Origin of the sequence: Lentibacter sp. (assembly GCF_965657785.1) — a bacterium.
In the GTDB taxonomy this organism is placed as follows: domain Bacteria; phylum Pseudomonadota; class Alphaproteobacteria; order Rhodobacterales; family Rhodobacteraceae; genus Lentibacter.
The window spans coordinates 1-25538 of record NZ_CBFHPP010000005.1; the positions used below are offsets into that span (position 1 = coordinate 1).

Sequence of the window (25538 nt, forward strand, 5' to 3'; positions counted from 1 at the left end):
TCGGTCTCGTAATTCCCATCTTCGATTCTCCGTTTTCCTAACTATAGGGACGGACCAATTCAAAGGGGGAGGCTCAGGACCAGCTGCCTACGACGGACAGGTCTTCGGCAAAGGCCGGAGCGGCCAGAGCGGTGGTCGCGGCTAGAATTGCAAGTGTTTGTTTCATTTGACTTATCTCCATGTTGGATTTCTTTAGGTTTTTGTTAGGATTGTTGTTTCAGCGTCTTCGGCCACATCGGCGATCAGCATGTGACCCGGCGAATGAGTGATGCAGATCGGTAGGCCCGCATCTAGAAGAACGTTTTGTGGGGTCACACCGCAGGCCCAATAGACGGGCACTTCGCCGGGTCTTATTTCAACGGCGTCACCCCAATCGGGTTGTCCCAGATCAGGGATGCCAATTTGGGCAGGGTCACCAATGGCAATTGGGGCCCCATGGGCCTGCGGGTAGCGGCGGCTGATTTCGCGGGCTTGGTCGACCTGTGCGGCAGGGATAGGTCGCATGGTTACGACCATCTGGCCAGCAAATCGCCCCGCTGGAACAAGGTCGATGTTGGACCGGAACATTGGAACGTTCAGGCCCTTTTCTACGTGCCGGACCGGAATGTCATTGCGCAGCAGTGCATTCTCGAACGTGAAAGAACAACCAAGGGCTACGGTAACAAAGTTATCTTCCCATACATCGCTGATGTCAGTCACTTCATCACTTAGCGTGCCATTGCGAAACACGCGATATTTCGAGACATCACTGCGAATATCAATGTCACGGCCCAAAGTTGGCAGCGTTGGATCGCCGCTGTCACCTAAACCCACGATAGGGCACGGCTTGGGATTGCGTTGGCAAAACCGAAGAAAATCCAAGGCGTATTTTTCTGGAAGGATGGCCAGATTGCATTGAAGTGTACCAGATGCAAGTCCTGCCGTATGACCGTCATATGATCCACTGCGAATAGCCGATCTGACTTCGCCTGCGGAACAGGCAATCAGGTCGGAGTGTGAGACTGAACTTGGCACTATGCGAAACTCCCCTGCTGCTTGAACAGCATCACACGGTGCTATCGCTCAATCAAATTATCAATTTATATCAGTATTGATAGATTTATTGAATTCACCTCGGTTGGGTCCGCTCCCATATATCGGCAACGTTGCGGGCGATTTGCGCACTGTTTTCAATAAGAAAGCTGCGTGGCTCTGACATATACGATGCGGTGAACGACAAAGGCTGCGGGCGAAATCCTGGATCGAACTCTACGATTTTTCCGGCTTCGAGAAAATCATTGGCAAGGGCTCGGGGGTAGGGCCCAACTGCGATTCCCGCCGCAATCATCTTCAAACTGGCTGACAAGGATGCAGACGCATAGACCCGTACCTTTGGCCCAATCCGCCGTGAGAGTTCGGACATCAGTTCGCGGTATGGTCTGGTCTTGCTTGAATACGAAATAACCGGAATTTTGCTCAGATCAGTCTGCTGGTTTGTGGTCGAACGATACCAGTGCAAGTCGAACGATGGCAGGGCGACGTTTTCAACAGAAAACTCTGATACAGGCCCCATCAACAGTGCAAGGTCGAGTTTTCTTTCAAGAAGCTCTGCCCGCAAGTTGAGGGAAATGTCGACTGTCAGATCAACATTGACGCGCGGATACTGCTCACTGAAGGCTTTCAGGAAATCTGGCAGCCATGACTGTGCGATGGTCTCGGAAGCTCCAACGCGAAACAGGCCCTCTGTTTCAGACGGGTTGGCAACGCGCAGCTTTATTTCTTCTTCAACAAACAACATTTGCTCGGCATAGGAGAGCAGAAGCGTACCGTGCTTTGTCAGGACGAGTTCACCCGGACCACGCTCAAAAAGGGGTACACGCAGTTCTTGCTCAAGATTCGCAATTCGGGTTGAGATGGCAGGTTGCGAAAGGTTGAGCCGTTCAGCGGCTTTGCGAAAGCCACCCAGACGCGCCACCCAGAGGAAAGTCTTGATCTGATCAAATGTCATATCGCATCCATAGATTATATCATTCGGGCCGCAAATCTATAAATCGCACAGCAAGACCAGAGGTATCAGGCATGGAATGTGGAGGATCAGCCTCTAAGACCTCGGAAATATTGTCCCAATCACACTGGTAGTGAGGGGCATTGACCAGGACGTCAGTAATGTCGGCCCTTTGACCGAAGCTTCAACCAACAAAATGCTGCAATATGCGCGAAAGTCCGCAATGACGGGCTGCGCCGCAGCATCGAAGCACATGGTGGAGGTCGGCTTTGGACCGGTACCCACACCAACTATCTTCCACATCTCGACCCTTCAGTGAAATTCCAAATCGCTTTGGGCAAAAGATTCAACGGCCAGTCGTTGAGTGGATATATTCAAACATCAGAACAGATGGCGTTAGATTTCTATTCCTCTGAGAGCGGCGGTGATCGCCCACGATGCGGTCGAATGCCACCAACACCCCTTAAGTCACTGTTATAAAATGAAACTACTGACAATCTCTATTGCCAGTAGTCTTTCGTCTCAGCTCCAATGGCCGCTATTTGTTTGTAAAATGGCAGCCTTAAGTTGTGAAATAGTCATTATATGGTGGTGACGATATCACCCCAACAGCGTCTTCAGCCACATTTGCTATGACCACAGCTCGCGCAAGTCATGCAGCCCTCCACCATGCGCATATCAAACTGGCCGCAGCTCGGGCAGCTTTTGCCGCGCGGGGCGTCAAGCCCGACAACAGAAGAGGTCGGGTCTTGCTTGAGGCCCATCCCTTCGCCTTCGATAAAGCCAATCGAGATCATGTGCTTTTCGATCACGCCGCCAATCGCCGCCAAGATCGACGGGATATACTTGCCGCCCATCCACGCGCCGCCGCGCGGGTCAAACACGGCCTTCAGCTCTTCCACAACAAAGCTCACATCGCCCCCGCGACGGAACACCGCCGAGATCATCCGCGTCAGCGCCACGGTCCAGGCAAAATGCTCCATGTTCTTGGAGTTGATAAAGACTTCAAAGGGCCGGCGATGTCCGCCAATCACCACATCATTCACAGTGAGGTAAATCGCGTGCTCGCTGTCGGGCCAGCGCAGCTTATAGGTCGCGCCTTCCAGCTCCTTGGGCCGCTCCAGCGGCTCGGCCATATAGATCACATCGCCATGCGGGTGCTGCGGCTCGGCGTCTGTATTGGCGACGACTTCGGGCGCGTTCCCCTCCCCCTCACTCACAGACAAAACAGACCCCGTGACATCATTGGGGCGATAGGTCGTGCAGCCCTTACAGCCCGTGTCCCAAGCCTGCATATAAACGTCTTTAAAAGCGTCAAAGTCGATATCTTCGGGGCAGTTGATCGTCTTGGAGATCGAGCTATCAATCCACTTCTGCGCCGCCGCCTGCATCTTCACATGGGCGCTCGGCGCCAGTGTCTGCGCGTTGACAAAATACTCGGGCAAAGCCTTGTCACCAAACTTCTCACGCCAAAGCGCAACCGCATAATCAACAACTTCTTCTTCCGTGCGCGAGCCGTCTTTTTGCAAGACTTTGCGCTTGTAAGCATAGGCAAACACAGGCTCGATCCCCGAGCTGACATTGCCCGCATAGAGGCTGATCGTGCCGGTCGGCGCGATAGAGGTGAGCAGAGCGTTGCGAATGCCATGCTCGGCAATCTCGGCGCGCACATCGGCGTCCATCTGCTGCATCGCACCACTGGCGAGATATTTCTCCGCGTCAAACAGCGGGAAAGCACCCTTCTCTTTCGCCAGCGCCACAGACGCACGATATGAGGCGCGCGCCACCGCGTGCAGCCAAGCTTCTGTCTGCGCAGCCGCTTCGTCCGTGCCATACTCAAGCCCGACCATAAGCAAAGCATCCGCCAAGCCCGTCACACCAAGGCCGATCCGCCGCTTCGCCTGTGCCTCTTGGCGCTGCGCCTCAAGCGGGAAGTTCGAGGCATCCACCACATTGTCCATCATCCGCACAGCCGCCGCGACGAGCGCCTCAAGCTCGCTCACATCAAGCTCGGCCCCCTCTTCAAACGGCGTCGCCACAAGCTTTGCAAGGTTGATCGAGCCAAGCAAACACGCGCCATAGGGCGGCAAAGGCTGCTCGCCGCAAGGGTTCGTCGCGGCAATCGTCTCGCAATAGTTGAGGTTGTTCATCTGGTTGATACGGTCGATAAAAATAACACCCGGCTCGGCGTAATCATAAGTCGCCTTCATAATCTTGTTCCAAAGATCGCGGGCCTCAAGCGTGTGATAGACCTTGCCGTTAAACGTGAGGTCCCAGCTCTTGCCCGCCTTGACCGCGTCCATAAACGGGTCGGTGACCAGCACCGACATATTAAACATACGCAAGCGTGCGGCGTCAGATTTTGCGGTGATGAACGCCTCGATATCAGGGTGATCACAGCGCATTGTCGCCATCATAGCGCCGCGGCGCGAGCCCGCAGACATGATCGTGCGGCACATCGCATCCCACACATCCATAAAGCTCAAAGGCCCCGATGCGTCCGCCGCAACCCCGAGCACATCCGCGCCCTTGGGGCGGATGGTGGAGAAGTCATAGCCAATGCCGCCGCCCTGCTGCATCGTCAGCGCGGCCTCTTTGAGCATATCAAAAATCCCGCCCATGCTGTCCGGCACAGTGCCCATCACAAAGCAGTTGAACAGCGTCACAGAGCGCTCCGTGCCCGCCCCTGCCGTGATCCGGCCTGCGGGCAGGAACTTGAAGTCCTCAAGCGCGGCATAAAACACATCTTCCCAATGCGCCTTATCGTCTTCCACTTGGGCCAAAGAACGGGCAATACGGCGCCATGTATCTTCCACCGTGCGGTCAAGCGGCGTTCCGTCCGCCTCCTTGAAGCGATACTTCATATCCCAGATTTGCTCGGCGATCGGCGCAGAAAAACGGCTCATTCAATAGTCCCCAGGTCTTGTGTGATTTCATCGTGTGATCAGATGTGGCAAGGATGTTAAACTACGCATCGCACAAAGGCGGGTCAAACCCCAAACACGCCCCTGCAAGAAATAACGTGAGTGGAAGAATCAGGTTTACCCCGACACACTACCATATATAGAGTTACTTTATGAAGAACATAATACATATTGTGAAGCTCAGTGTCGGAACAGAGTCTGTCGACTCCCTGCTTTCCTGGCAAAAAAGCCGCGCCGCGGCGCACCCCGAGGGGCTGCCCTTTCACATCACCCGTATGTGGCCCAAACGTGAGGACGAGATTCTCGCTGGGGGCAGCGTCTACTGGGTGATCAAAGGCTCCATTCAGGCCCGCCAACGCGTGCGCGGCTTTGAAGAGGTGATCGGCGGCGACGGGATCCGCCGCTGCGCCTTTATCCTTGATCCAGAGATCATACGGACCGCCCCCGCGCTCAAGCGTCCCTTTCAAGGCTGGCGCTACTTAAAGCCCGAGGATGCGCCGATAGACCTTGCCGCAGGTCGCGAAAACGATGACGCCCTCCCGCCCGAGCTGGCCGGCGCTCTGGCCGATATCGGCATCTTGTAAACGCGGCTTTCTTTTTGCCTTAAATATCCGCCCCGCAGGGCCGCTCTCAAAGCGAAAGACGCTCCTGAAGCGCGGCCAGCGCAGCCCGCGCCTCTTCCGTCATCTGCGCATTGCGCGCCCGATAAAGCGTGGCCGAGCTGCGCAGGATAAGCCCGTCGCTCAAGATTTTCAGATGGTTGGCGCGCAGCGTATCGCCTGTCGAGGTAATATCGGCAACAGCCTCCGCCGTCTCGTTTTTCACAGTGCCTTCGGTCGCGCCCTGACTGTCAACAAGCTGGTAATCCGCCACACCACAGTCGCGCAGATAGTCGCGCACCAGACGGTGATATTTGGTGGCAATCCTGAGGCGAAAGCCGTGCTCGGCCCGAAACGCCGCCGCAGCCGCGTCAAGGTCATCCATCGTGTCCACATCCACCCAGGCCTGCGGCACCGCAATGATCAGATCCGCATGACCAAAACCAAGCTCCGCCAGCGCCTCGACCCGCTGCTCCCATTGGCCGAGTTTTTCGCGGATCAGGTCGGTTCCCGTCACCCCAAGGTGTATCCGCCCCGCCGCCAGCTCGCGCGGAATTTCTCCCGCCGAAAGAAGCACAAGCTCGACCCCGTCGATTCCGTCCACACGGCCCGCATATTCCCGCTCGCCCCCCGCCAGCGCAAGGCGCACGCCGCGCTCGGCAAACCAGTCAAACGTCTTTTCCATCAACCGCCCTTTTGACGGCACGCCCAGCTTGAGGCTCATAAGCTGCCCTCCTTCAGGCCCAGCATCAGGCCGGGGCGCACAACGCCCCCCACAGCAGGGATCTCGCCCCCCTGCCCGAGCTGGCGGGTGAGCGCATCATAGCGCCCGCCACTCGCCACAGGCGGCAGATCGGCCCGCGCCTCGGCATAAAAGCCAAAGACAAACCCGTCATAATACTCCATCGACGCGCGGCCATAACTGGCCTCAAACGAAAGCTGCGCCACATCAACCCCACGCGCCGCAAGCGCGCGGGTGCGCTTGGCCAGCCCCTCGACCGCCGCCGCAATCGCAGGCATATCCACAGCAATATCGCTCAGTTGCTCAACCGCATTGGGCAGCGTCTCCTGCACAGCCAGAATGGCCTCCATCAGCGCGACATCCCCCTCCGAGAGCGGCCCCGCCGCCTCATCCTCGCGCAAAGCCGCGATCCGCGCCTCCACTTCCCGTCGCGAGCGCAGCCCGATCGCGGGGCCAGCCTCGGCAAAAGCATCTTCCGCCGCCAGCAAAGCCACTCGGCTGGCAGGCACATCTGCCCGCCCCGAAAAGCGCTCCATCAAAGCGCGAAACCGCCGTGGCCGCCAGATATGACGGCGCAGCGCGGCCTTCCTGCGCTCGGTTGTGTTCAGCCCGTCAACCGCCGCCATCAATATCCCGATATCCCCCGTCGCCGCGCGCACAGGCAAGCCGCGCAAGACCGAGGAGATCAGCGCGAAAACTTCCGCATCCGCCTCATGAGGTGCCGCGCGCTCAAAGATTTCATAGCCGACCTGAAGATATTCATTGGCGCGGTTGCCGTCGTCTTCCTGACGCCGAAACACTTCGCCCGAATAGGTATAGCGCGCCGGCTCCGCCCCGTGCTGCATATGCATCTGCACCACAGGCACAGTAAAATCAGGCCGCAACATCTGCTCGCCGCGCAAAGCGTCCGAGGTGACATAGGCCCGCGCGCGGATGTCTTCGCCGTAAAGGTCAAGCAGCAGCTCGGCAGGCTGAAGCACAGCCGCCTCCACAGGCAAAGCCCCCGCCGCTTCAAACATGGCCCGCACCCGTGCCGCCTCGGCCCGTTTCGCCAGTCCTTCAGACATAGTCAGTCCTGCCCATCGAGAATTTCGCGCACCTTGCTCACAAGCTCGGCCCGTGGCACTTCAAACTGGCTGGGCCGCTCTTTCCATTCCTCATGGGTGGCATTTTCAGCAATTTTCGCGCCCAAAATCAGATCTTTGATCTGCACCACACCGCGCTCCGCCTCGTCCGAGCCCGCAATGATCGCCACAGGGCTTTCGCGCTTGTCCGCATATTTGAGCTGGTTGCCAAAGCTCTTGGGGTTGCCAAGATACACCTCGGCCCTAATGCCAGCCTGCCGCAGTTCCGCGACCATGCCCTGATACTCCGCCATCCGCGCCTTATCCATGACCGTCACAACAACAGGCCCCGCCGCCTTGCCGCCGATCCGCCCCTTCTCGCGCAGCGCCGCAAGCAAGCGGTCCACCCCAATCGAAACACCCGTGGCAGGCACAGCTTGGCCCGTGAAGCGTTTGACCAAATCGTCATAGCGCCCGCCGCCCGCAACAGAGCCAAACTGCCGCTTGCGGCCCTTTTCATCCAGAATTTCAAAGGTCAGCTCGGCCTCGTAAACAGGCCCAGTATAGTAGCCAAGGCCGCGCACAACAGAGGGGTCAATAACGATACGGTCCGCGCCATAGCCCTGCGCCTCCAGAAGCGCAGCAATCTCGGCCAGCTCGCCAATCCCTTCCGCGCCAATCGCGCTCTCGCCAACAGCGCCGCGCAGGTTTTCAAGCGTCTCGGCGTTGCTCGCGCCCTTGGCGATAAGGAATTGCACAACCGGCTCGGCCTGTGCATCCGCAAGGCCCACGCCATCAATATAAGCGCCAGAGGCGTCCAAACGCCCCTTGCCCAGAAGCTGGCGCACACCCGCCTCGCCGACTTTGTCAAACTTGTCGATGGTGCGCAAAACGTCAGCTTGCTGGCCCGCGTCGGACACACCCATCGCCTCAAGCACCCCGTTCAGAACCTTACGGTTGTTCACCCGCACAATATAATCGCCGCGTGCAATACCGACCTTCTCCAGCGTATCACTCAACATCGCGCAGATCTCCGCATCCGCCGCCACAGAGGCCGTGCCCACCGTATCCGCATCACACTGATAAAACTGGCGGTAGCGCCCCGGCCCCGGCTTTTCGTTGCGCCAGACAGGGCCCATGGCATAGCGGCGGTAAGGCGTCGGAAGCTCGTTGCGGTGCTGCGCATAAACCCGCGCCAAAGGCGCTGTCAGGTCATAGCGCAGCGCAAGCCAGTCTCCCTTGTCGTCCTCGTCAAACTCCTGCCACGCAAACACGCCCTCATTGGGCCGGTCCACATCGGGCAGGAACTTGCCCAGCGCCTCAACGGTCTCGACAGCAGCGCTCTCCAAGGCGTCAAACCCGTAGTGGTGATATACCCCTGTGATCACGCGCAGCATCTCTGCGCGCTGGCTCACATCCTCGCCAAAATAGTCGCGGAAGCCCTTGGGCGTCTGTGCCTTGGGGCGCGGGGCTTTCTTTTCCTTGGCCATCGGGAGTATCCTTGCCTGAAACGGTCAAAATTCTTGTGAGCAGGCTCTAAAGGATCACGCCCCAAGGAGCAAGAAGCCTGCCTCACTCGCTCAAATCAACGCGGCATATATATTTCTCATAAACCCAGCCTTTGACACCCTCATAAGACCAGTCCTGCGCGTGCTCCTGCACAATCACCTCACGCCAGCCCTTGGTGGCGTCTGGTTCCAGCGTCACAACAAAGGTCTCAGGCCCAAGCTTGCGGATCATAGTGCAACTGGAAGAGCCACACCTCCGCAACGCCAGAAAGTTGTCGCCCTGCGGGTTAAGCTTGCAGACAACAAATTGCTCCCCGTCATAGGCCTCAGCCGCGCCCGCCAAGACACTGGCCCCCAATAAAGCGATCATAAATTTACGCATCTCAATACCTCCAAACCAATTCAATAGCCCAAGTCTTTCAGCGCCCTGAAAGCAGGGCTATGATGCAGATCAGAAACCCGCTAAAGAAACACCATGGACTCTCTTGAAGAAAAAATCGCGCATCTTGAGCGCACAACAGACGAGCTTTCCTCAGTGATCGCGCGCCAAGACACAGAGATCGCCCTGCTCACACGGCAGGTGCAAATCCTGCTCGACGCAGAAGCCAGCCGCAACCGCTCCGAAGGCGGCCACATCTTCGGCGGCGACGAACGCCCCCCGCATTATTGAGATGTCCAGCAAGCGTTAAGCCCGCCTCACTCCATCGCCATCACAGCGCCGTCGTGCAAGAGCACGTTGTGCCAGCTCCGCGCGTCGACAAAACGGTCATAGACCGTGATAAACGCCGTGGTTTTTTCCAGCTGGCCCATCTTCGCGCCACAGGGTTTGCCTTTGCCTACGCCGCAGATGTCTTTTTTGGCAGCCTCATAGGCCTTGTCAGTCTGCGAATAGGGCTGGCCTTTAAATGGCGCGCCATAGCGCATTCTTTCGTGGCTTTCAGCGCTCGCAAAAAGTGCTAGCGCGCCCGTCACTTGGCGGGGGCAGCCGTCGTCAAACCCTGTGATGTAAAAGGGGCGCGCCTCTGTGCTGCCAACGGCGCTGTCATAAAGGCGGTATTTTCCCGCCGTCTCGACTTGGCGGCCCATCTCGCCCTTAGGCAAGGCGCAAACCCGCGCAATCTCGCCAAAGGCCAGCGGTGTTCCTGGTGCAATCTCTTGCGCATCTGGTCCTGTCAGCACATCGGCTTTCTTACGGCCAAACAGCCCGCCCCCCAAGCGCGGCTTGCGCGCCTCAGTCTCAGTCTCAGGCGTGAAAGACGCCTCAAGAACCTCAGCGTCAGGCGCGACAGGTGCAACATCCTCTCGGCGCGGTTTTTTGTCTGATTTTGGCCTCAGAAAGCCAAGCAGCGCGCGTGGCTCGGCCTCTTCTTGCACAGGCAAAGCAGCCTCTCGCGCCTCAGAGAGCGCGAGGTCCTCTGCGTCCTCAAGGCCCTGCACAGCCTCTTCAACCGCGTTGGCAACAGGGTCTTCCGGCCCGCTCAAAAGGCGTTCAAAAAGCGGGCGATTGTCCTCTGCCGCCGTGGGCAAAGCCACAGCAGAGGCGGCTTCTGTCGTGTCCTGAAGCTCCACATCCGCAAGCCGCGTCATCTTGCTCAAAGGATCAGAGCAGCCAGCCGTCACAGCACCAAAAAACAAACACAAAAGCCAACGCGTCATGAAGCCTACCTTCTTCTTTTCACGCGTCTTAACCATTTGGTAACCATCGGTCCAGCACGGATAAGTCTTGGTAAATATCCCGCGGTTTCCCGCTGGCCTCAAATATCCTGAACTTCGACAACCCCCGACAAGCTCTTGATCGCGCCCTTGATCTGCGGCGAAATCGGAAAGTCGCGCCCCGCCGTCAGCTCCACTTCGCCCGGCAAGCTCGGGTCCATCAGACAGAAATGCAGCGGCCCCTTGCTCGCGCCCTGCGCCGCCTTGGCCGCATTCGCCAGCACTTCGGCCACCGCGCTGATCGCGCCCTGATCTTCCACAAAGATTTTAAGCCCGCTCGCGCCCGCATCCGCCACCACAGCATCAATCGGCGCAAAGCTGCGCGCCAAAAGCTTGAGCTGGTCGCTCTCCAGCGTCGCCTCGCAGGTCACAACAACTTTCGCGCCCACTTCAAGATACTCGCGCGCCTTTTCCAGCGTGTCGCTGAACACAGTGACCTCATAGGCCCCGCTCACGTCCGATAGCTGCACAAAAGCAAAGCGGTTCCCCCTTGCCGATTTGCGCTCCTGACGCCCCGCAATAACCCCCGCCATCTTGGCCAGAAACGGCCCGCCCTGCGCGCGCGCCTCAACCTCTTCCAGCGTGATCACCTGCTTGCGCTTGAGCGGCGCCATATAGTCATCGAGCGGATGCCCCGAGAGGTAAAACCCGACAGCCTTAAACTCCTCGCCCAGCCGCTCCGCTGGCAACCAGTCCTGCACGGGGCTGAGCCGCGGCTCGGGCAGATCATCGCCCGCCTCGCCAAACAGGCTCACCTGATTAGAGGTCTTCTGCTCCATCACAGCCGCCGAATAGGCCATCAAACCCTCAAGGCTGTCAAACACACGCCGCCGGTTGCGATCAAGCACATCAAACGCCCCCGCCCGCGCCAGCATCTCTAGCGGCCGCTTACCCACGCGCTTGAGATCCACCCGCCGCGCAAAGTCAAACAGCGTCACAAAAGCCGCATCGCCGCGCGCTTCAACGATCAGTTTCATCGCCTCGACACCGACGTTCTTCAAGCCCCCCAGCGCATAATGCAGCACTTGGTCCTTAACCGTAAATGTCGCGCCAGAGCGGTTCACACAGGGCGGCGCCCACTTCAGCTCAAGCCCCTTGCGCACTTCTTCAAAATAGACAGCCAGCTTATCTGTGAGGTGGATATCACAGTTCATAACCCCCGCCATAAACTCGACAGCGTGGTTCGCCTTCAGCCAAGCCGTCTGATAGCTAACCACAGCATAAGCCGCCGCGTGGCTTTTGTTAAAACCGTAGTTGGCGAATTTTTCGAGCAAGTCAAAGACCTCGGAGGCCTTTTTCTTGTCGACACCATTCTCCATCGCCCCCTTTTCAAACTTGGGGCGCTCCTTGGCCATCTCTTCAGCGATTTTTTTACCCATCGCACGGCGCAACAAATCAGCGCCGCCAAGCGAGTAGCCCGCCATCACCTGAGCAATCTGCATAACCTGTTCTTGATAAACAATAATCCCCTGCGTTTCCTCAAGGATATAGTCAATCGAGGGGTGCACAGACTCGCGCTCCTTAAGCCCGTTCTTCACTTCACAATAGGTCGGAATATTCTCCATCGGGCCGGGGCGGTAAAGCGCCACAAGCGCCACAATGTCCTCGATACAGGTCGGCTTCATGCGCTTGAGCGCATCCATCATCCCCGAGCTTTCCACCTGAAACACAGCCACAGTCTTGGCCCGCGCATAGAGCTCGTATGATTTGGCGTCATCCAGCGGGATCGCGCCAATATCGTTCTCCGCCCCCGCTGGCGGCTCATAAAGCTCGGTGCCATCCGCGCCTTGGTGCAAATCGCGCCCCTCGGCGTGGATCAGGTCCACAGCGTTCTGAATAACCGTGAGAGTCTTGAGGCCCAAGAAGTCAAACTTCACAAGCCCCGCCTGCTCGACCCACTTCATATTAAACTGCGTCGCAGGCATATCAGAGCGCGGGTCTTGATAGAGCGGCACAAGCGCGTCCAAAGGTCTGTCGCCAATCACAACGCCAGCGGCGTGGGTCGAGGCATTGCGCAAGAGGCCTTCAACCTGCTGGCCATAGTCAAGCAAGCGCGCGACAACTTCCTCGTTCTTCGCCTCCTCGCGCAGCCGCGGCTCTTCTGCCAAAGCCTTCTCGATGCTGACAGGCTTCACCCCCTCCACAGGGATCATTTTGCTCAGTCGGTCGACCTGCCCATAAGGCATCTGCAACACGCGGCCAATGTCGCGCACAGCGGCCTTGGAGAGCAGCGCACCAAAGGTAATGATCTGGCCCACTTTGTCGCGGCCATATTTCTCCTGCACATAGCGGATCACTTCTTCGCGCCGGTCCATGCAAAAGTCGATGTCAAAGTCAGGCATACTGACCCGCTCGGGGTTCAAGAACCGCTCAAACAGAAGCGAATACCGCAAAGGGTCAAGGTCCGTCACCGTCAGCGCATAGGCCACAAGCGAGCCCGCCCCCGAGCCACGGCCAGGCCCGACAGGGATGCCATTGTCCTTGGCCCATTTGATAAAATCGGCAACGATCAGAAAGTAGCCCGGAAAGCCCATGCCCTCAATAATATCAAGCTCGAAATCAAGCCGCGCCTGATAATCCTCAACAGACACAGCGTGAGGAATAACAGCCAGCCGCGCCTTGAGGCCCGCGTTCGCTTGGCGGCGCAGCTCCACAACTTCGTCATCAGCAAATTTCGGCAGGATCGGATCACGCTTATAGGCCTTAAAAGCACAGCGCTTGGCAATCTCGACGGTGTTCTCAAGCGCCTCTGGCAAGTCGGCAAACAAGACAGCCATCTCGCGGGGCGACTTCATATAATGCTGCGCCGTCAGGCGGCGGCGGTCCTCCTGCTGGTCCACATAAACGCCATCCGCGATACAAATCAGCGCATCATGCGCCTCATACATACTGGACTTGGGAAAATAGACGTCATTGGTCGCCACAAGCGGCAGGTTCATAGCATAAGCCATCTCGACAAAGCCGCGTTCGGTCAGACGCTCGGCCTCGGGCGTGCTTCCGTCCTCGGCGGGGTGGCGCTGAAGCTCCACATAAAGCCTGTCGCCAAAAATATCTGCCAGCGCCTCCATCAATGCCTGCGCCGCTGGCCCCTGCCCCGCGCGCAAAAGCCGCCCCACGGGGCCGTCTGGCCCGCCCGTCAAGCAGATCAGATCGCCCGCGTTTTCGCGCAGCTCCGCCAGCGAGACTTGCGGCAGCTCGCCGCCGTTGTCGATATAGAGACAGGAGTTGAGCTTCATCAGATGCTCATAGCCCGCCTCGCTCTGGGCGAGCAAAACAATCGGCGCAGGCGGGCGTGGCCGCTCCCCCGGCTCAAGCTTGTGATAACCCAAATCAACCTGACAGCCGATGATCGGCTGAAGCCCCGCGCCCTTGGCCGCTTCGGAAAACTCAAGCGCACAGAACATATTGTTCGTGTCCGTCACCGCCACGGCAGGCATACCCATATCCGCACAAAGCTGCGGCAGCTTCTTCAGCCGCACCGCCCCCTCCAGAAGAGAGTATTCGGTGTGGACGCGCAGATGAATGAATCGGGGTGTATTGCTCATGAGCGCAACCTAGCCCCCCAGCGCCAGACTGAAAAGCAACAAGAGTGCCCCCCCTTGCATCCTCTTTCCAGAAATATCCCGGGGGGTCTGGGGGGCTGGCCCCCCAGTTTAACTGTGGTCTGGGGGGGCTGCCCCTCAGCTTGGTTGCTCAAAATGCGGGCAACGCCCGCTGCGTTAACCAATTTTCGGCCCAAAAGTTAACAAACAGGCGGTGCACGGGGGGTGCACGGGTTGTGCACACATATCACCCCCTGTTATTTCTCCCGAATTAACGAATTAACTTTTCCACTTTCGCCAAATCATTGAAAGAGATTACCAAGACAAGGGTCATTCGAATCTTGCATGAAACAGGCTTTCAGCATTTGATGATCCGCAACAAATAAAGCGCATCCGATGGGGCAACCCGGAAAGGAAAACTGCGTGACAGGGACATTGCTAAAGATAGAGGGCCTCACCAAGGCCTACCCCGGCGTCGTGGCAAACGACACTGTTTCCTTTGAGATAAAAACCGGCGAAGTCCATGCTTTGCTTGGAGAAAATGGCGCTGGCAAGTCAACGCTCGTCAAGATGATCTATGGCCTCGTGAAGCCCGACAGCGGCACAATGTTGATGAACGGCGCGCCCTTCGCTCCGCCCGAACCGCGCGCCGCGCGCGCCGCAGGCGTGGCGATGGTCTTTCAACACTTTTCCCTGTTTGATGCGTTAAATGTGTCTGAAAACATAGCCTTAGGTATGGAGCACCCGCCCGCCCTGCGCGATCTCGCGGAGAAAATCCGCACCGTGTCTGAGGATTACGGCCTCCCGCTCGACCCTTACAAAACCGTCGGAGACCTCTCCGCAGGCGAACGCCAACGCGTTGAAATCATTCGCTGTTTGCTGCAAGATCCCAAGCTTCTGATCATGGACGAGCCGACTTCTGTGCTCACCCCGCAAGAGGTCGAGATCCTGTTTAAGACCCTGCGCAAGCTCACCGCCGAGGGCGTTGCGATCCTCTATATTTCCCACAAACTCGAAGAAATCCGCGCGCTTTGTGACGCCGCCACAATCCTGCGTCTTGGCAAAAATGTCGGAACCTGCATCCCCGCCCAAACCAGCGCCCGCGACATGGCCGAGCTCATGGTCGGCACCGAGCTTCAGACCCCCAAAAGCGCAGGCGCAACGCTGGGCGATGTAGTCCTTGATATCACAGGACTTTCCATGCCCTCGCCCAGCCCTTTCGGCACGCCTTTGCGCAACATTCACTTGCGCCTGCGCTCAGGAGAAGTGCTTGGAATTGGCGGCGTGGCCGGCAACGGGCAGGACGAGTTGCTGCTCGCTCTCTCGGGCGAAATGCGCACCGCCCATGACGCAGTCAAGCTCAAAGGCGAGCCCGTCGGCCAGCTCCCGCCCAACGCCCGCCGTCAGCGCGGCTTGCTCACAGCCCCCGAAGAGCGCCTCGGCCACGCCGCCGCCCCCAACATGAGCCTCACAGAAAACGCCCTCCTCACAGGCAACACACGCCGTGAACTATCCCAAAAAGGCTTTCTCAAATGGGCCCAAGCCCGCAGTTTTGCTGAGGAAATCATCGAGAAATTTGATGTGCGCACGCCCGGGCCTGACAATGCTGCGCGCTCGCTGTCTGGCGGCAATTTGCAGAAATTTGTCATTGGCCGCGAGGTCTTACAAGAGCCGGATGTGCTTGTCGTCAACCAGCCCACATGGGGCGTTGATGCCTCCGCCGCAGCCAGCATTCGCCAAGCCCTGCTTGATCTCGCAGCTGGCGGCACAGCCATCATTGTGATCAGTCAAGACCTCGACGAATTGATGGAAGTCGCCGATAATTTTGCCGCCCTCAACGAGGGCCGCCTTTCAGAAACCCGCCCGACCCAAGGCCTGACAATCGACGAAATCGGCCTCATGATGGGTGGCGCACACGGAATGGAGGTGGCCCATGTTTAAGCTCGAAAAGCGCCCGCAGGCGTCGCAATCTTTTGCATATCTCACCCCCCTTCTTGCCATATTGGCAACCATGGTCGCTGGCGGCCTTTTGTTCATGGCCCTTGGTAAAAACCCGTTTGAAGCCATCCGGACGATTTTCTGGGACCCGCTCTTTGGAGAGTTTGCGTCGTTCTCCCGCCCTGATCTTCTTGTCAAAGGTGGCCCCCTTATCCTGATCGCCATTGGCCTCTCTCTTGGCTTTCGCGCAGGCATCTGGAACATCGGCGCAGAGGGTCAGTATATCGTCGGAGCCATATGTGGCGCAGGCGTAGGCCTCGCGTTTTATCCTATGGAAGCTTGGTATATTTTCCCCCTGATGGTCCTCTCAGGCGCGCTTGGCGGCTGGGCTTGGGCCATGATCCCCGCGCTTCTGAAAGTGAAGTTCCAGACCAATGAAATCCTTGTGTCGCTCATGCTGGTTTATGTGGCCGAAAAGCTTCTTGCCGCTATGTCCCTGGGTTTATTACGAAACCCTGACGGCCATGGCTTTCCCGGATCACGCAACTTCAAAGACTATGAAACCGCTTTCAACGGAGAGCTTATCCCAAACACAGGGATGCACTGGGGCGTCGCTATGGCCTTTATCGCTGTGATATTTGCCTATGTCTTGCTCAATCGCCATATGCTTGGCTTTTCTATCCGCCTCACAGGCGAGGCCCCGCGCGCCGCAAAGTTCGCCTCGGTCAATCCAACCCGTGTGATCTTGTTTTGCCTTGGCACATCAGGCGCTCTGGCGGGCATGGCTGGGCTGTTTGAAGTCTCGGGGCCTGCGGGCCAGATCAGCATTGATTTCAATTCGGGCTACGGGTTTACCGCGATTATCGTCGCCTTTCTGGGCCGGTTGCACCCCGTTGGTATCCTCTTTGCAGGGTTACTCATGGCGCTAACATATATTGGCGGAGAACTTGCACAGCTCACATTGGGCCTGCCCGCAGCAGCAATCCAGCTTTTTCAGGGGATGCTGCTTTTCTTCCTTCTGGCGGCTGATCTGCTGACAAACTATCGTATCAAACGCGTGAAGAAGGAGGCTGTGTAATGGACCTGTCTGCAATCAATCCCGCGCTTCTCCTTGCGTCTCTCCTTGTCGCCGCCACGCCCATCTTGCTCGCAGGCATAGGCGAGCTCGTCGTGGAGCGCGCAGGCGTTCTCAACCTTGGGGTCGAAGGCATGATGATCACAGGGGCCATCTGTGGCTTCATGGCGACAATCGTCACCGGCTCACCAGCCTTGGGCTTTCTGTTTGCGGCCACGGGCGGCGCGGCCTTGTCCTTTCTCTTTGCCCTGCTGACGCAATACGCCTTGGCCAATCAGGTCGCGTCGGGCCTCGCCCTGACGCTCTTTGGCCTCGGCCTCTCCTCTCTCTTGGGGCAGGATTATGTCGGCCTCAAGCCGCCCTCCACACCCCAGCTTGATATCCCCCTGCTCTCGGACATTCCGTTCCTGGGCACAGTTCTCTTCAGCCACGATGCCATCGTCTATCTCGGCATTGCTCTTGTTGCAGCGGTCTGGGCCACACTCAAATACACCCGCGTTGGCCTTGTACTGCGCGCTGTCGGCGAGAATCACGACGCCGCTCACGCGCTTGGCTATAAAGTCGTACGCATCCGCGTTCTTGCCATCATGTTTGGCGGTGCTTGCGCGGGCCTTGGCGGTGCCTACATCAGCCTTGTGCGCGTGCCACAATGGACCGAAGGCATGACAGCGGGGGCCGGCTGGATCGCCCTCGCACTTGTTGTCTTCGCAAGCTGGAAGCCATGGCGCGTTTTACTCGGAGCTTGGCTTTTCGGCGGAATAAACGTGTTACAGCTTAATTTACAGGCAGCAGGTGTCGCAATACCTGTCGAATACCTAACAATGTCGCCTTACATCATAACAATCCTTGTGCTTGTCATCATGTCAGCCGACAAATCTCGCGCACCGGCTTCGCTCGGTCGCATCTTCCACGCCTCGAGCTAATGCTTTAAGTTAACCACAGAATCCAACCTGGGAGACCACAGACTATGAAACTCAATCACCTTCTCGCCACAGCTGCCGTGGCGCTCGGCATGGCCACAAGCGCCTTTGCTGATGACAAAACCAAAGTCGGTTTTGTCTATGTTGGCCCCGTCGGCGACGGCGGCTGGACCTATGAGCATGACAAAGGCCGCCTCGCGGTCGAAGCCGAGTTCGGCGACAAAGTCGAAACTGTTTTTGTTGAAAGCGTTCCTGAAGGCGCTGACTCCGAGCGCGTGATGACACAGATGGCCCTGCAAGGCGCCGATCTGATTTTCACAACCTCTTTTGGCTACATGGACCCAACAATCAACGTTGCCAAAAAATTCCCCAACGTGAAATTTGAACACGCCACAGGCTACAAAACAGCCGAAAACGTCTCTGTATATTCAGCGCGCTTTTATGAAGGCCGCGCCATTCAGGGCCATATTGCGGGCAACATGACCGAAAGCAACATCATCGGCTATATCGGCTCTTTCCCGATCCCAGAAGTGATTCGCGGCATCAACTCCGCCTTCATCCACGCCCGCAAAGTAAACCCTGATGTCGAGTTCAAAATTGTTTGGGCCTACACATGGTTTGACCCCGCCAAAGAAGCTGATGCTGCCAAAGTTCTGATCGAACAAGGCGCAGACGTGATCCTGCAACACACCGACTCAACAGCCCCTCTTGCAGCCGCTGCAGCCGCTGGCAATGTTGTTGGCTTTGGTCAGGCGTCTGACATGGCCGAGTTCAAAGACGGTCCACGCGTATCCTCCATCATCGACGATTGGGCGCCCTACTACATCGCGCGCACAAGAGCCGTGATGGACGGAACATGGGAAACCATGAGCACATGGGACGGCATCGGCGCTGGCATGGTTGGCATCGGTGAAATCACCGATAAAGTGCCCGCAGATGTAAAAGCCGAAGCGCTTGCTCTCAAAGCCGCTCTCGCAGACGGCAGCTACCACGCGTTCACTGGCCCGATCAACAAACAGGACGGTTCAGTTTGGCTCGCAGACGGCGAAACAGCTGACGACGGAACACTCGCAGGCATGAGCTTCTATGTAGAAGGCATCGAAGGCGACATTCCTCAGTAAGCCTCAACACTTACACTTAGAAAGCCCCGCCTCACAGCGGGGCTTTTTTTGTGCGCCAGCTTGTGCCAGAAACACGCGAGAACAGGAGCACATAGAATGCACGACATCATCGTCATAGGCGGCGGAATCGCAGGCACATCAGTCGCCGCACGGCTCGCCCCTCACGCCAAAGTGCTTCTGCTTGAGGCCGAAACGGCTCTCTCCTACCACGCGTCTGGCCGCTCCGCTGCCCTCTATGAAAGCAACTATGGCCTGCCATCGACTGTCGCGCTCAGCAAAGCCAGCAGTGAGTATTTTCATACCGCTCATGGCGGATATCTCAGCCCACGCGGCCTCATGATTGCGGCGCGCGTTGACGAATTTGACGCCTTCCAACACGACAGTAAAACACTGGGCCTTGAAGTCATCAGCCCCACGGAAGCGCGGAAAATGCTGCCAATTCTCAACCCCGAAAAACTCGCTCACGCCTCTTATCATGCGGCCGCATGGGACATTGATACGGACCGCATGGTGCAGGATTTTGCGCGAGAGCTGCGCTCCCATGGCGGCGAGATCGTGCTTGGCGCTCCCGTGAAATCTATTGTGCGCAACGGTGCGGGATGGGTCCTTGAAACGCCCTCCGACAGCTATCAAGCAAAGCTCATTGTCAATGCGTCTGGCGCATGGGTCGATGAGATCGCAAAGCTGGCAGGGCTTGATCCCCTAGGCTTCACGCCCCTGCGCCGCTCGATGGCGCGTATTCCTGCCCCGGGCGGGCATAATGTTTCAAGCTGGCCGATGTTTTTCGGCGTTGGGGAAAGCTGGTATGCCAAGCCAGATGCCGGCTCCCTGATCGTCTCTCCCGCCGAGGAAGACCCGATGCCGCCCATGGACGCCTGGGCCGACGATATGGTTCTCGCCGAAGGCCTTGCCCGCTACGAAGAACTGGTCACCGAGCCCGTCACTCGGATCGAAGCCAATTGGGCGGGCTTGCGCACCTTCTCTCCCGATCGCGCGCTGACCATAGGGTTTCACACCGATGTCCCAGATTTCTTCTGGCACGCAGGTCAAGGTGGGTATGGCTTCCAAACGGCCCCCGCTGCAAGCCAGCTTGCCGCCGATCTTATCCTCGGGCGCGCCTCTGAGCTGGACGCCCAAACCCGCACCGCCCTCAGCCCCGAAAGGTTTTGCTCATGAGTGCTCCACGCGATCTTTTGTCTGTTTCAGGCTTTGCAGAAAAGGATGGGAGCAACCGCCTTTTCGCCCCCTCAGCAGCACGCAACATTGGGCCGATTGCCGATGTCCTTGCCCATCATGCGCCCAAAACAGGCAAGGCCCTCGAAATCGCAAGCGGCACAGGGCAGCACGTTGCCGTTCTGGCTGGGCGTATCCCGCAGCTTCTCTGGCAGCCTACCGATGTCGACAGCGCCCGCCTTCTCAGCGTCAATGCTTGGGCGGCCCAGTCAGGTCAGAGCAATATTCTCCCAGCCGTCTCCCTCAATGCCACCCGCGCCGGCTGGAGCCTTGAGCATCCGGCTCAAAGCCTGATCACCGTCTCCAACCTACTCCACCTGATCAGCGAGGTCGAAGCCAGAACACTCCTCTCGGAGGCTGGAAAAGCTTTGGCACCGCAAGGGGTGCTGCACATTTATGGCCCCTTCCTGCGCGACGGAACAGCCACCTCCGAAGCCGACGCAGAGTTTCATGCCAAGCTTCAATCAGAAGACCCCGAAGTTGGCTATAAAAGCGACTGGGATGTCATCGACTGGATCCAATCCTCAGGCATGGATCTTGTTCAAGTGCTCGAAATGCCCTCCAACAATATTTCCTTCGTCGCGCGAAGGCCTTTCTGATCTAGGTCAAAGCTGACGCAGCATAGCCGTGGTCTTCCTTGGGGAAATTCATCAAAGGATCACACTATGACGTGGCAAGCCAAACTTGACAGCACACGTGAGCAGCTGCGCGGATTGAACAAAACAATTCCCGACACCACCCGCGCCTTCGGCGCTTTGGGAAAGGCTGTGAAAGAGGGTGGAACACTCGACTTCAAAACAAAAGAATTCGTTGCGCTCGGCATAGCGGTCGTCAAACAATGCGATGCCTGTATCGCCCTCCATGTCGAAACACTGATCAAATCGGGCGCGAGCCGCGACGAAGTGAGCGACGTCCTCGCCATGTCCATCCAAATGGGGGGCGGACCAGCCATGATGTATGCCGCCAAAGCGCTTGAGTGCTTTGATGAGCTCGCGGGCTAAATCGGCGACGGAAACCTGGCGGGGCTGCGTTTGACGCTCAGACACAACAATTGGACATACTATGAAATCTTTCCTCACCACAGCCGCCATTCTTTTGAGCGCAAGCACAGCCTTCGCAAGTGGCCACGGCAACCCTGGCGCACATTTTATCGAAAACTGGGACACCAATGGCGACGCCATTGTCACCCTTGATGAGGCCACAGAGCGCCGCGAAGATGTGTTCAATGCCTTTGATGCCGACAGTGACGATATCTTGAACACCGAAGAATACGATCAATTCGACGAAGCCCGCGCCAACGACATGAAAGAGACCGGAATGGGGGCTGGCAAAGGCCAGAACAATCCCGCCAATGGAATGGCGCGGGAGTTCACCGATCAAAACAGCAACGGTACGGTGAGTCGCGCAGAGTTCAAAGCCTCGGTTCCAGACTGGTTCGCTCAAATTGACAAAAACAGCGATGGCGTGGTCACAAAAGACGACTTCGCAAAGCGTTGATACGCCGAGCAGGCGAACCTGCGGAGCCCCACAGTTGATCCAAAACCAATACGTCCCGCCCTTGGCAACACGCCTCTTTTTTGCGTGTTGCCATTGCTGCGTCTGTGTGACCTGTTCTTTTGCCCATCAGCCCGCCAGCCTTGGTAGGTCCCTGTTTTGACAACAATGCCCCCGTCGTTTTCCATGGGCCCGCGCCACACCAATTCCCAATGCACGGCAGCGACGCAGAAAAACTCCAAGACAGCCTAAGCGGGCGCAAACCCCATAAGGCTGGCGTCCGCTTCGCCTGTGTCAAAGCCACAGAAGACAGTGACGCGCTGGGCCCTAGGTTCGCCTCTCACGGGCGCGGCGCACAGTGAGCAAATGTGCCAAAATCAAAGAGCGCGCGGCCCGCTGCGCTGGATGTGGAGTGAACCCCGTTCTCTCCAAGCGGCAAACCGCGCCCAGTGAGCCGCGTCCCTGTCTTTTTCTTTCCCTAAGTATCCTGGGGGTGTGGGGGCAAAGCCCCCACATCGGTCGGATTTGCAAAGCAAATTCGACCCCCTTCAGCCGTCCTTGCGGATGGTTTCGTTCTTGGGGTCATAAGGGCTGTCGCAGGTCACAACCGCGTCCCAAAGCCGGTCCTGCATTTTGACCTTAAGCTTCGTGCCCTCCACAGCCAGCTCTGGCGTCACATAGCCCATGCCGATTGAAGTCTCAAACGCCACAGAATACCCACCCGATGTCAAGCGCCCAACACGTGTGCCATCTTCCGAATAAAGCACTTCACGGCCCCAAGGGTCCGCATCAGAGGGCCCGTCGATCAACAGCGTGCAGGCCTTCGAGCGAATGCCCTTTTCCACCATCGCCTCTTTCCCGTGGAACTCTTTTTCAAGGTCAATAAAGCGCGGCAAGTCGGCTTCGGCAGGTGTCGCATCACGGCCCAGCTCGTTGCCAAAGGCGCGGTAGCTTTTTTCCTGACGCAGCCAGTTCTGCGCCCGCGCGCCAACAAGCTTCATACCATACGGCTCACCCGCTTTTTCCAAGAGATCAAACAGGTAGTTCTGCATTTCGATCGGGTGGTGCAGCTCCCAGCCAAGTTCCCCCGTATAAGCCACACGGATCGCATTCACAGGACACATCCCCAGCTCGATCTGCTTGGCCGAGAGCCAGGGGAAGCGCTTGTTGTTGAGCGCGCCTTCCGGATCAGCATCATTAATCACGGCTTTCAATACATCACGCGACTTCGGACCAGCGATGGCAAAAACGCCCCATTGGCTGGTCACATCCTGAATTTCGATGTACCCAAAGTCGTCCATCTTGCTCTCTGCGGCCTTGCGCAGGTAGTCAGCGTCATACTCGGTCCAAGCCCCTGCAGAAACAAGGTAATAGCTGCTCTCACCATTGCGCACGATGGTATATTCCGTGCGCGTCGTGCCATGCGCCGTGAGCGCATAGGTCAGGTTGATACGGCCCACTTTGGGCAGCTTGTTGCAGGTAAACCAGTCCAGAAACGCCGTTGCGCCGGGGCCCTTTACAATATGTTTGCTGAAGGCCGTCGCATCAATCAGGCCAACGCCTTCACGGATCGCTTTGGCTTCGTCCACAGCATATTGCCACCACCCGCCGCGGCGGAACGAGCGGGCGTCATGGTCAAAATTGTCAGGCGCATCAAGCGGGCCGTAATAGTTCGGCCGCTCCCAGCCATTCACAAAGCCAAACTGTGCGCCACGCGCCTTCTGGCGCTCATATGCGGGGGCTGTCCGCAAGGGGCGACACGCAGGGCGCTCTTCGTCAGGGTGGTGCAAGATATAGACATGATCATAGCACTCTTCGTTTTTGCGCGCGGCAAATTCGGTCGTCATCCAGTTGGAAGAATAGCGCTTGGGATCAAGGCTTGCCATGTCGATCTCGGCTTCCCCCTCAACCATCATCTGCGCAAGGTAATAACCCGTGCCGCCGGCAGCGGTAATTCCAAAGCTAAAGCCTTCCGCAAGCCACATATTGTGCAAGCCAGGCGCAGGCCCAACGAGCGGGTTGCCATCGGGCGTGTAGCAGATCGGACCGTTGAAGTCGTCCTTCAGACCGCTTTCTTCGCACGACGGAATACGATGAATCATCGCCATATATTGCTCTTCGATACGGTCAAGGGCGAGCGGGAAGAGATCGGCCCGGAAGCTGTCGGGCACACCATGCTCAAAGACTGCAGGCGCGTTTTTCTCATAGACGCCCAAAATCCAGCCGCCACGCTCCTCGCGCACATAAGACTGCGCGTCCGCATCACGGATAACAGGATGCTCAACGCCGCCCTCGGCGCGGAATTTCACAAGCGCGGGGTCTTGGTCCATGACGATAAACTGGTGCTCGACAGGGATCGCGGGCATCTTGATCCCGAGCATCTTCGCCGTGCGCTGTGCGTGGTTGCCCGACGCCGTCACAACGTGCTCGGCAGTGATCACAATTTGCTCCTCAGACGGAACAAGATTGCCACCCTTTTCCACCATCTTGGAAAGTGTCACTTCCCAGTGGGTGCCATTCCAATGAAACGCATCCGCCTGCCATTTGCGTTCGATCATCACACCGCGCTGACGCGCGCCCTTGGCCATGGCCTGCGTCACATCGGCGGGGTTAATGTAGCCGTCAGTGTTGTGATAAATCGCGCCCTTGAGGTCTTCGGTGCGAATAAGCGGCCAACGCTCTTTGATCTGCTCTGGCGTCAGCCATTCATAGGATACACCACAGGTTTCAGCCGTGGAGGCATAGAGCATATATTCGTCCATACGCTCCTGCGTCTGCGCCATGCGCAAGTTTCCAACAACGGCAAATCCCGCATTCAGCCCTGTTTCCGCTTCGAGCTGCTTATAGAACTCAACGGAGTATTGATGAATATGCGTGGTTGCATAAGACATATTGAACAGCGGCAACAAGCCAGCCGCGTGCCATGTCGAGCCAGAGGTGAGTTCGTCACGCTCGATCAACATAACATCATCCCATCCCGCCTTGGCGAGGTGATACGCGATAGAGGTGCCAACAGCACCGCCCCCGACGACAAGAGCTTTAACTTGGGTTTTCATGAGCCGACTCCTTGGCTTGGCGTTGAACATCATATGACGCAAAGCCAAAGCCAAACGAGGCAGACTCCCGACCGCTTAGGGCAAAAAACGACTCTCTTGAATTCGACGAAGCCTACAAAGCTTGCTGCTGAACAGCTTGATGCTCACTCTGACGGAGTAACACGCGCCGGATGAAACGAAATCCCACGGCCGCCGCGCTGGGTTGCAACTTGTGGCAAACGGGACTTTTCATCACGTGACACTTTCAAGCGCTCCCAAACCTCAGGGATCACATCATCGACATTCCGCGTCGCCTCTGTGTTTACGAGCGTGCGGGTCTTGATCTGTCCACGCTCCGCGTCTTGCCGTGGGGGTGCCGTCTCGCCAGTCGCCTCTACGCGCTGATCCACTTGGTCTCCGACACGCGCCACAATACTCTCTTTGTAGCGGGCCACCCCGTAAGATTGCACATCCTGCTGCGCATGGCGCGCCTGAACATAGTAATCAGCCCCCGCCACTGTAAAAACGGCAATCGCCAAAAAGGAAAGGGTTATGGTGCGGGACATTGGCTTACCTGTCGTCTATTTGCGGCGTTTGTGGCCTCCACATCATTTAAAAATAATAAAACCTTAAGGTCAAAACATGG

21 protein-coding genes are annotated in these 25538 nt (G+C 57.6%); 10 read left to right on the forward strand and 11 right to left on the reverse strand.

What is annotated here, in order from left to right; genetic code table 11:
* Window positions 1-192 precede the first annotated feature (192 nt).
* From ACTF58_RS04405 to ACTF58_RS04415, 3 genes are all read right to left on the reverse strand, one after another.
* Window positions 193-1017 (reverse strand): putative hydro-lyase, encoded by an 825-nt coding sequence (locus ACTF58_RS04405; RefSeq protein WP_438990911.1) that lies wholly within the window; start codon window positions 1015-1017, stop codon window positions 193-195.
* A 91-nt stretch (window positions 1018-1108) separates the two neighbouring features.
* Window positions 1109-1987, reverse strand: coding sequence for a LysR family transcriptional regulator (locus ACTF58_RS04410; RefSeq protein ID WP_438990756.1), 879 nt, complete (start codon window positions 1985-1987; stop codon window positions 1109-1111).
* Window positions 1988-2601: 614 nt separating this feature from the next.
* Window positions 2602-4890 (reverse strand): adenosylcobalamin-dependent ribonucleoside-diphosphate reductase, encoded by a 2289-nt coding sequence (locus ACTF58_RS04415; protein ID WP_438990757.1) that lies wholly within the window; start codon window positions 4888-4890, stop codon window positions 2602-2604.
* A gap of 170 nt (window positions 4891-5060) precedes the next feature.
* Between ACTF58_RS04415 and ACTF58_RS04420 the strand changes: the two genes are divergently transcribed.
* The gene (locus ACTF58_RS04420) at window positions 5061-5492 is read left to right on the forward strand and encodes a DUF1489 family protein (protein WP_438990758.1); all 432 of its coding nucleotides are present in this window, start codon (window positions 5061-5063) and stop codon (window positions 5490-5492) included.
* Window positions 5493-5538: 46 nt separating this feature from the next.
* Here ACTF58_RS04420 and hisG read toward each other — a convergent pair whose 3' ends face one another.
* From hisG to ACTF58_RS04440, 4 genes are all read right to left on the reverse strand, one after another.
* Complete coding sequence (gene hisG / locus ACTF58_RS04425; protein ID WP_438990759.1) at window positions 5539-6231, reverse strand: ATP phosphoribosyltransferase; 693 nt, start codon at window positions 6229-6231, stop codon at window positions 5539-5541.
* Entirely contained in the window at window positions 6228-7316 is a 1089-nt protein-coding gene (locus ACTF58_RS04430; protein ID WP_438990760.1) for an ATP phosphoribosyltransferase regulatory subunit, read from the reverse strand. The genes hisG and ACTF58_RS04430 overlap by 4 nt, the downstream gene beginning before the upstream one ends.
* A 2-nt stretch (window positions 7317-7318) precedes the next feature.
* Entirely contained in the window at window positions 7319-8803 is a 1485-nt protein-coding gene (hisS, locus tag ACTF58_RS04435; RefSeq protein WP_438990761.1) for a histidine--tRNA ligase, read from the reverse strand.
* An 82-nt stretch (window positions 8804-8885) separates the two neighbouring features.
* Window positions 8886-9203 (reverse strand): hypothetical protein, encoded by a 318-nt coding sequence (locus ACTF58_RS04440; RefSeq protein WP_438990762.1) that lies wholly within the window; start codon window positions 9201-9203, stop codon window positions 8886-8888.
* A gap of 93 nt (window positions 9204-9296) precedes the next feature.
* Here ACTF58_RS04440 and ACTF58_RS04445 point away from each other — a divergent pair, with 93 nt between their 5' ends.
* Window positions 9297-9491, forward strand: a complete 195-nt coding sequence (locus tag ACTF58_RS04445; RefSeq protein ID WP_438990763.1) for a SlyX family protein — start codon at window positions 9297-9299, stop codon at window positions 9489-9491.
* Between the two features lie 26 nt (window positions 9492-9517).
* On the opposite strand, the gene ACTF58_RS04450 is transcribed toward ACTF58_RS04445, so the two are convergent.
* Window positions 9518-10477, reverse strand: coding sequence for a hypothetical protein (locus tag ACTF58_RS04450; RefSeq protein ID WP_438990764.1), 960 nt, complete (start codon window positions 10475-10477; stop codon window positions 9518-9520).
* 98 nt (window positions 10478-10575) lie between these two features.
* Window positions 10576-14079 carry a DNA polymerase III subunit alpha gene (gene dnaE, locus ACTF58_RS04455; RefSeq protein WP_438990765.1) on the reverse strand — a complete coding sequence of 1168 codons (3504 nt, stop codon included), beginning with the start codon at window positions 14077-14079 and terminating at the stop codon, window positions 10576-10578.
* Window positions 14080-14499: 420 nt separating this feature from the next.
* Between dnaE and ACTF58_RS04460 the strand changes: the two genes are divergently transcribed.
* The 8 genes from ACTF58_RS04460 (at window position 14500) to ACTF58_RS04495 (ending at window position 21860) form a co-directional block, all read left to right on the forward strand.
* Window positions 14500-16017, forward strand: coding sequence for an ABC transporter ATP-binding protein (locus tag ACTF58_RS04460; protein ID WP_438990766.1), 1518 nt, complete (start codon window positions 14500-14502; stop codon window positions 16015-16017).
* On the forward strand, window positions 16010-17092 hold the full coding sequence (locus ACTF58_RS04465; protein ID WP_438990767.1) for an ABC transporter permease: 1083 nt from the start codon (window positions 16010-16012) through the stop codon (window positions 17090-17092). The genes ACTF58_RS04460 and ACTF58_RS04465 overlap by 8 nt, the downstream gene beginning before the upstream one ends.
* Complete coding sequence (locus tag ACTF58_RS04470) at window positions 17092-18012, forward strand: ABC transporter permease (RefSeq protein ID WP_438990768.1); 921 nt, start codon at window positions 17092-17094, stop codon at window positions 18010-18012. Before ACTF58_RS04465 ends, ACTF58_RS04470 begins: the two co-directional genes overlap by 1 nt.
* Window positions 18013-18056: 44 nt before the next feature.
* Window positions 18057-19130 (forward strand): BMP family ABC transporter substrate-binding protein, encoded by a 1074-nt coding sequence (locus ACTF58_RS04475; RefSeq protein WP_438990769.1) that lies wholly within the window; start codon window positions 18057-18059, stop codon window positions 19128-19130.
* 96 nt (window positions 19131-19226) lie between these two features.
* Window positions 19227-20306 carry an NAD(P)/FAD-dependent oxidoreductase gene (locus ACTF58_RS04480; protein WP_438990770.1) on the forward strand — a complete coding sequence of 360 codons (1080 nt, stop codon included), beginning with the start codon at window positions 19227-19229 and terminating at the stop codon, window positions 20304-20306.
* A complete protein-coding gene (locus ACTF58_RS04485; RefSeq protein WP_438990771.1) occupies window positions 20303-20962 on the forward strand; it encodes a DUF938 domain-containing protein in 660 nt (219 codons plus the stop codon). The genes ACTF58_RS04480 and ACTF58_RS04485 overlap by 4 nt, the downstream gene beginning before the upstream one ends.
* A gap of 66 nt (window positions 20963-21028) precedes the next feature.
* Entirely contained in the window at window positions 21029-21364 is a 336-nt protein-coding gene (locus ACTF58_RS04490; RefSeq protein WP_438990772.1) for a carboxymuconolactone decarboxylase family protein, read from the forward strand.
* A 61-nt stretch (window positions 21365-21425) separates the two neighbouring features.
* A complete protein-coding gene (locus ACTF58_RS04495) occupies window positions 21426-21860 on the forward strand; it encodes an EF-hand domain-containing protein (RefSeq protein WP_438990773.1) in 435 nt (144 codons plus the stop codon).
* 545 nt (window positions 21861-22405) lie between these two features.
* Here the strand turns inward: ACTF58_RS04495 and ACTF58_RS04500 are convergent.
* A complete protein-coding gene (locus ACTF58_RS04500) occupies window positions 22406-24913 on the reverse strand; it encodes a GcvT family protein (RefSeq protein ID WP_438990774.1) in 2508 nt (835 codons plus the stop codon).
* Between the two features lie 143 nt (window positions 24914-25056).
* Window positions 25057-25458, reverse strand: a complete 402-nt coding sequence (locus ACTF58_RS04505) for a hypothetical protein (RefSeq protein WP_438990775.1) — start codon at window positions 25456-25458, stop codon at window positions 25057-25059.
* Window positions 25459-25538: the final 80 nt, after the last annotated feature.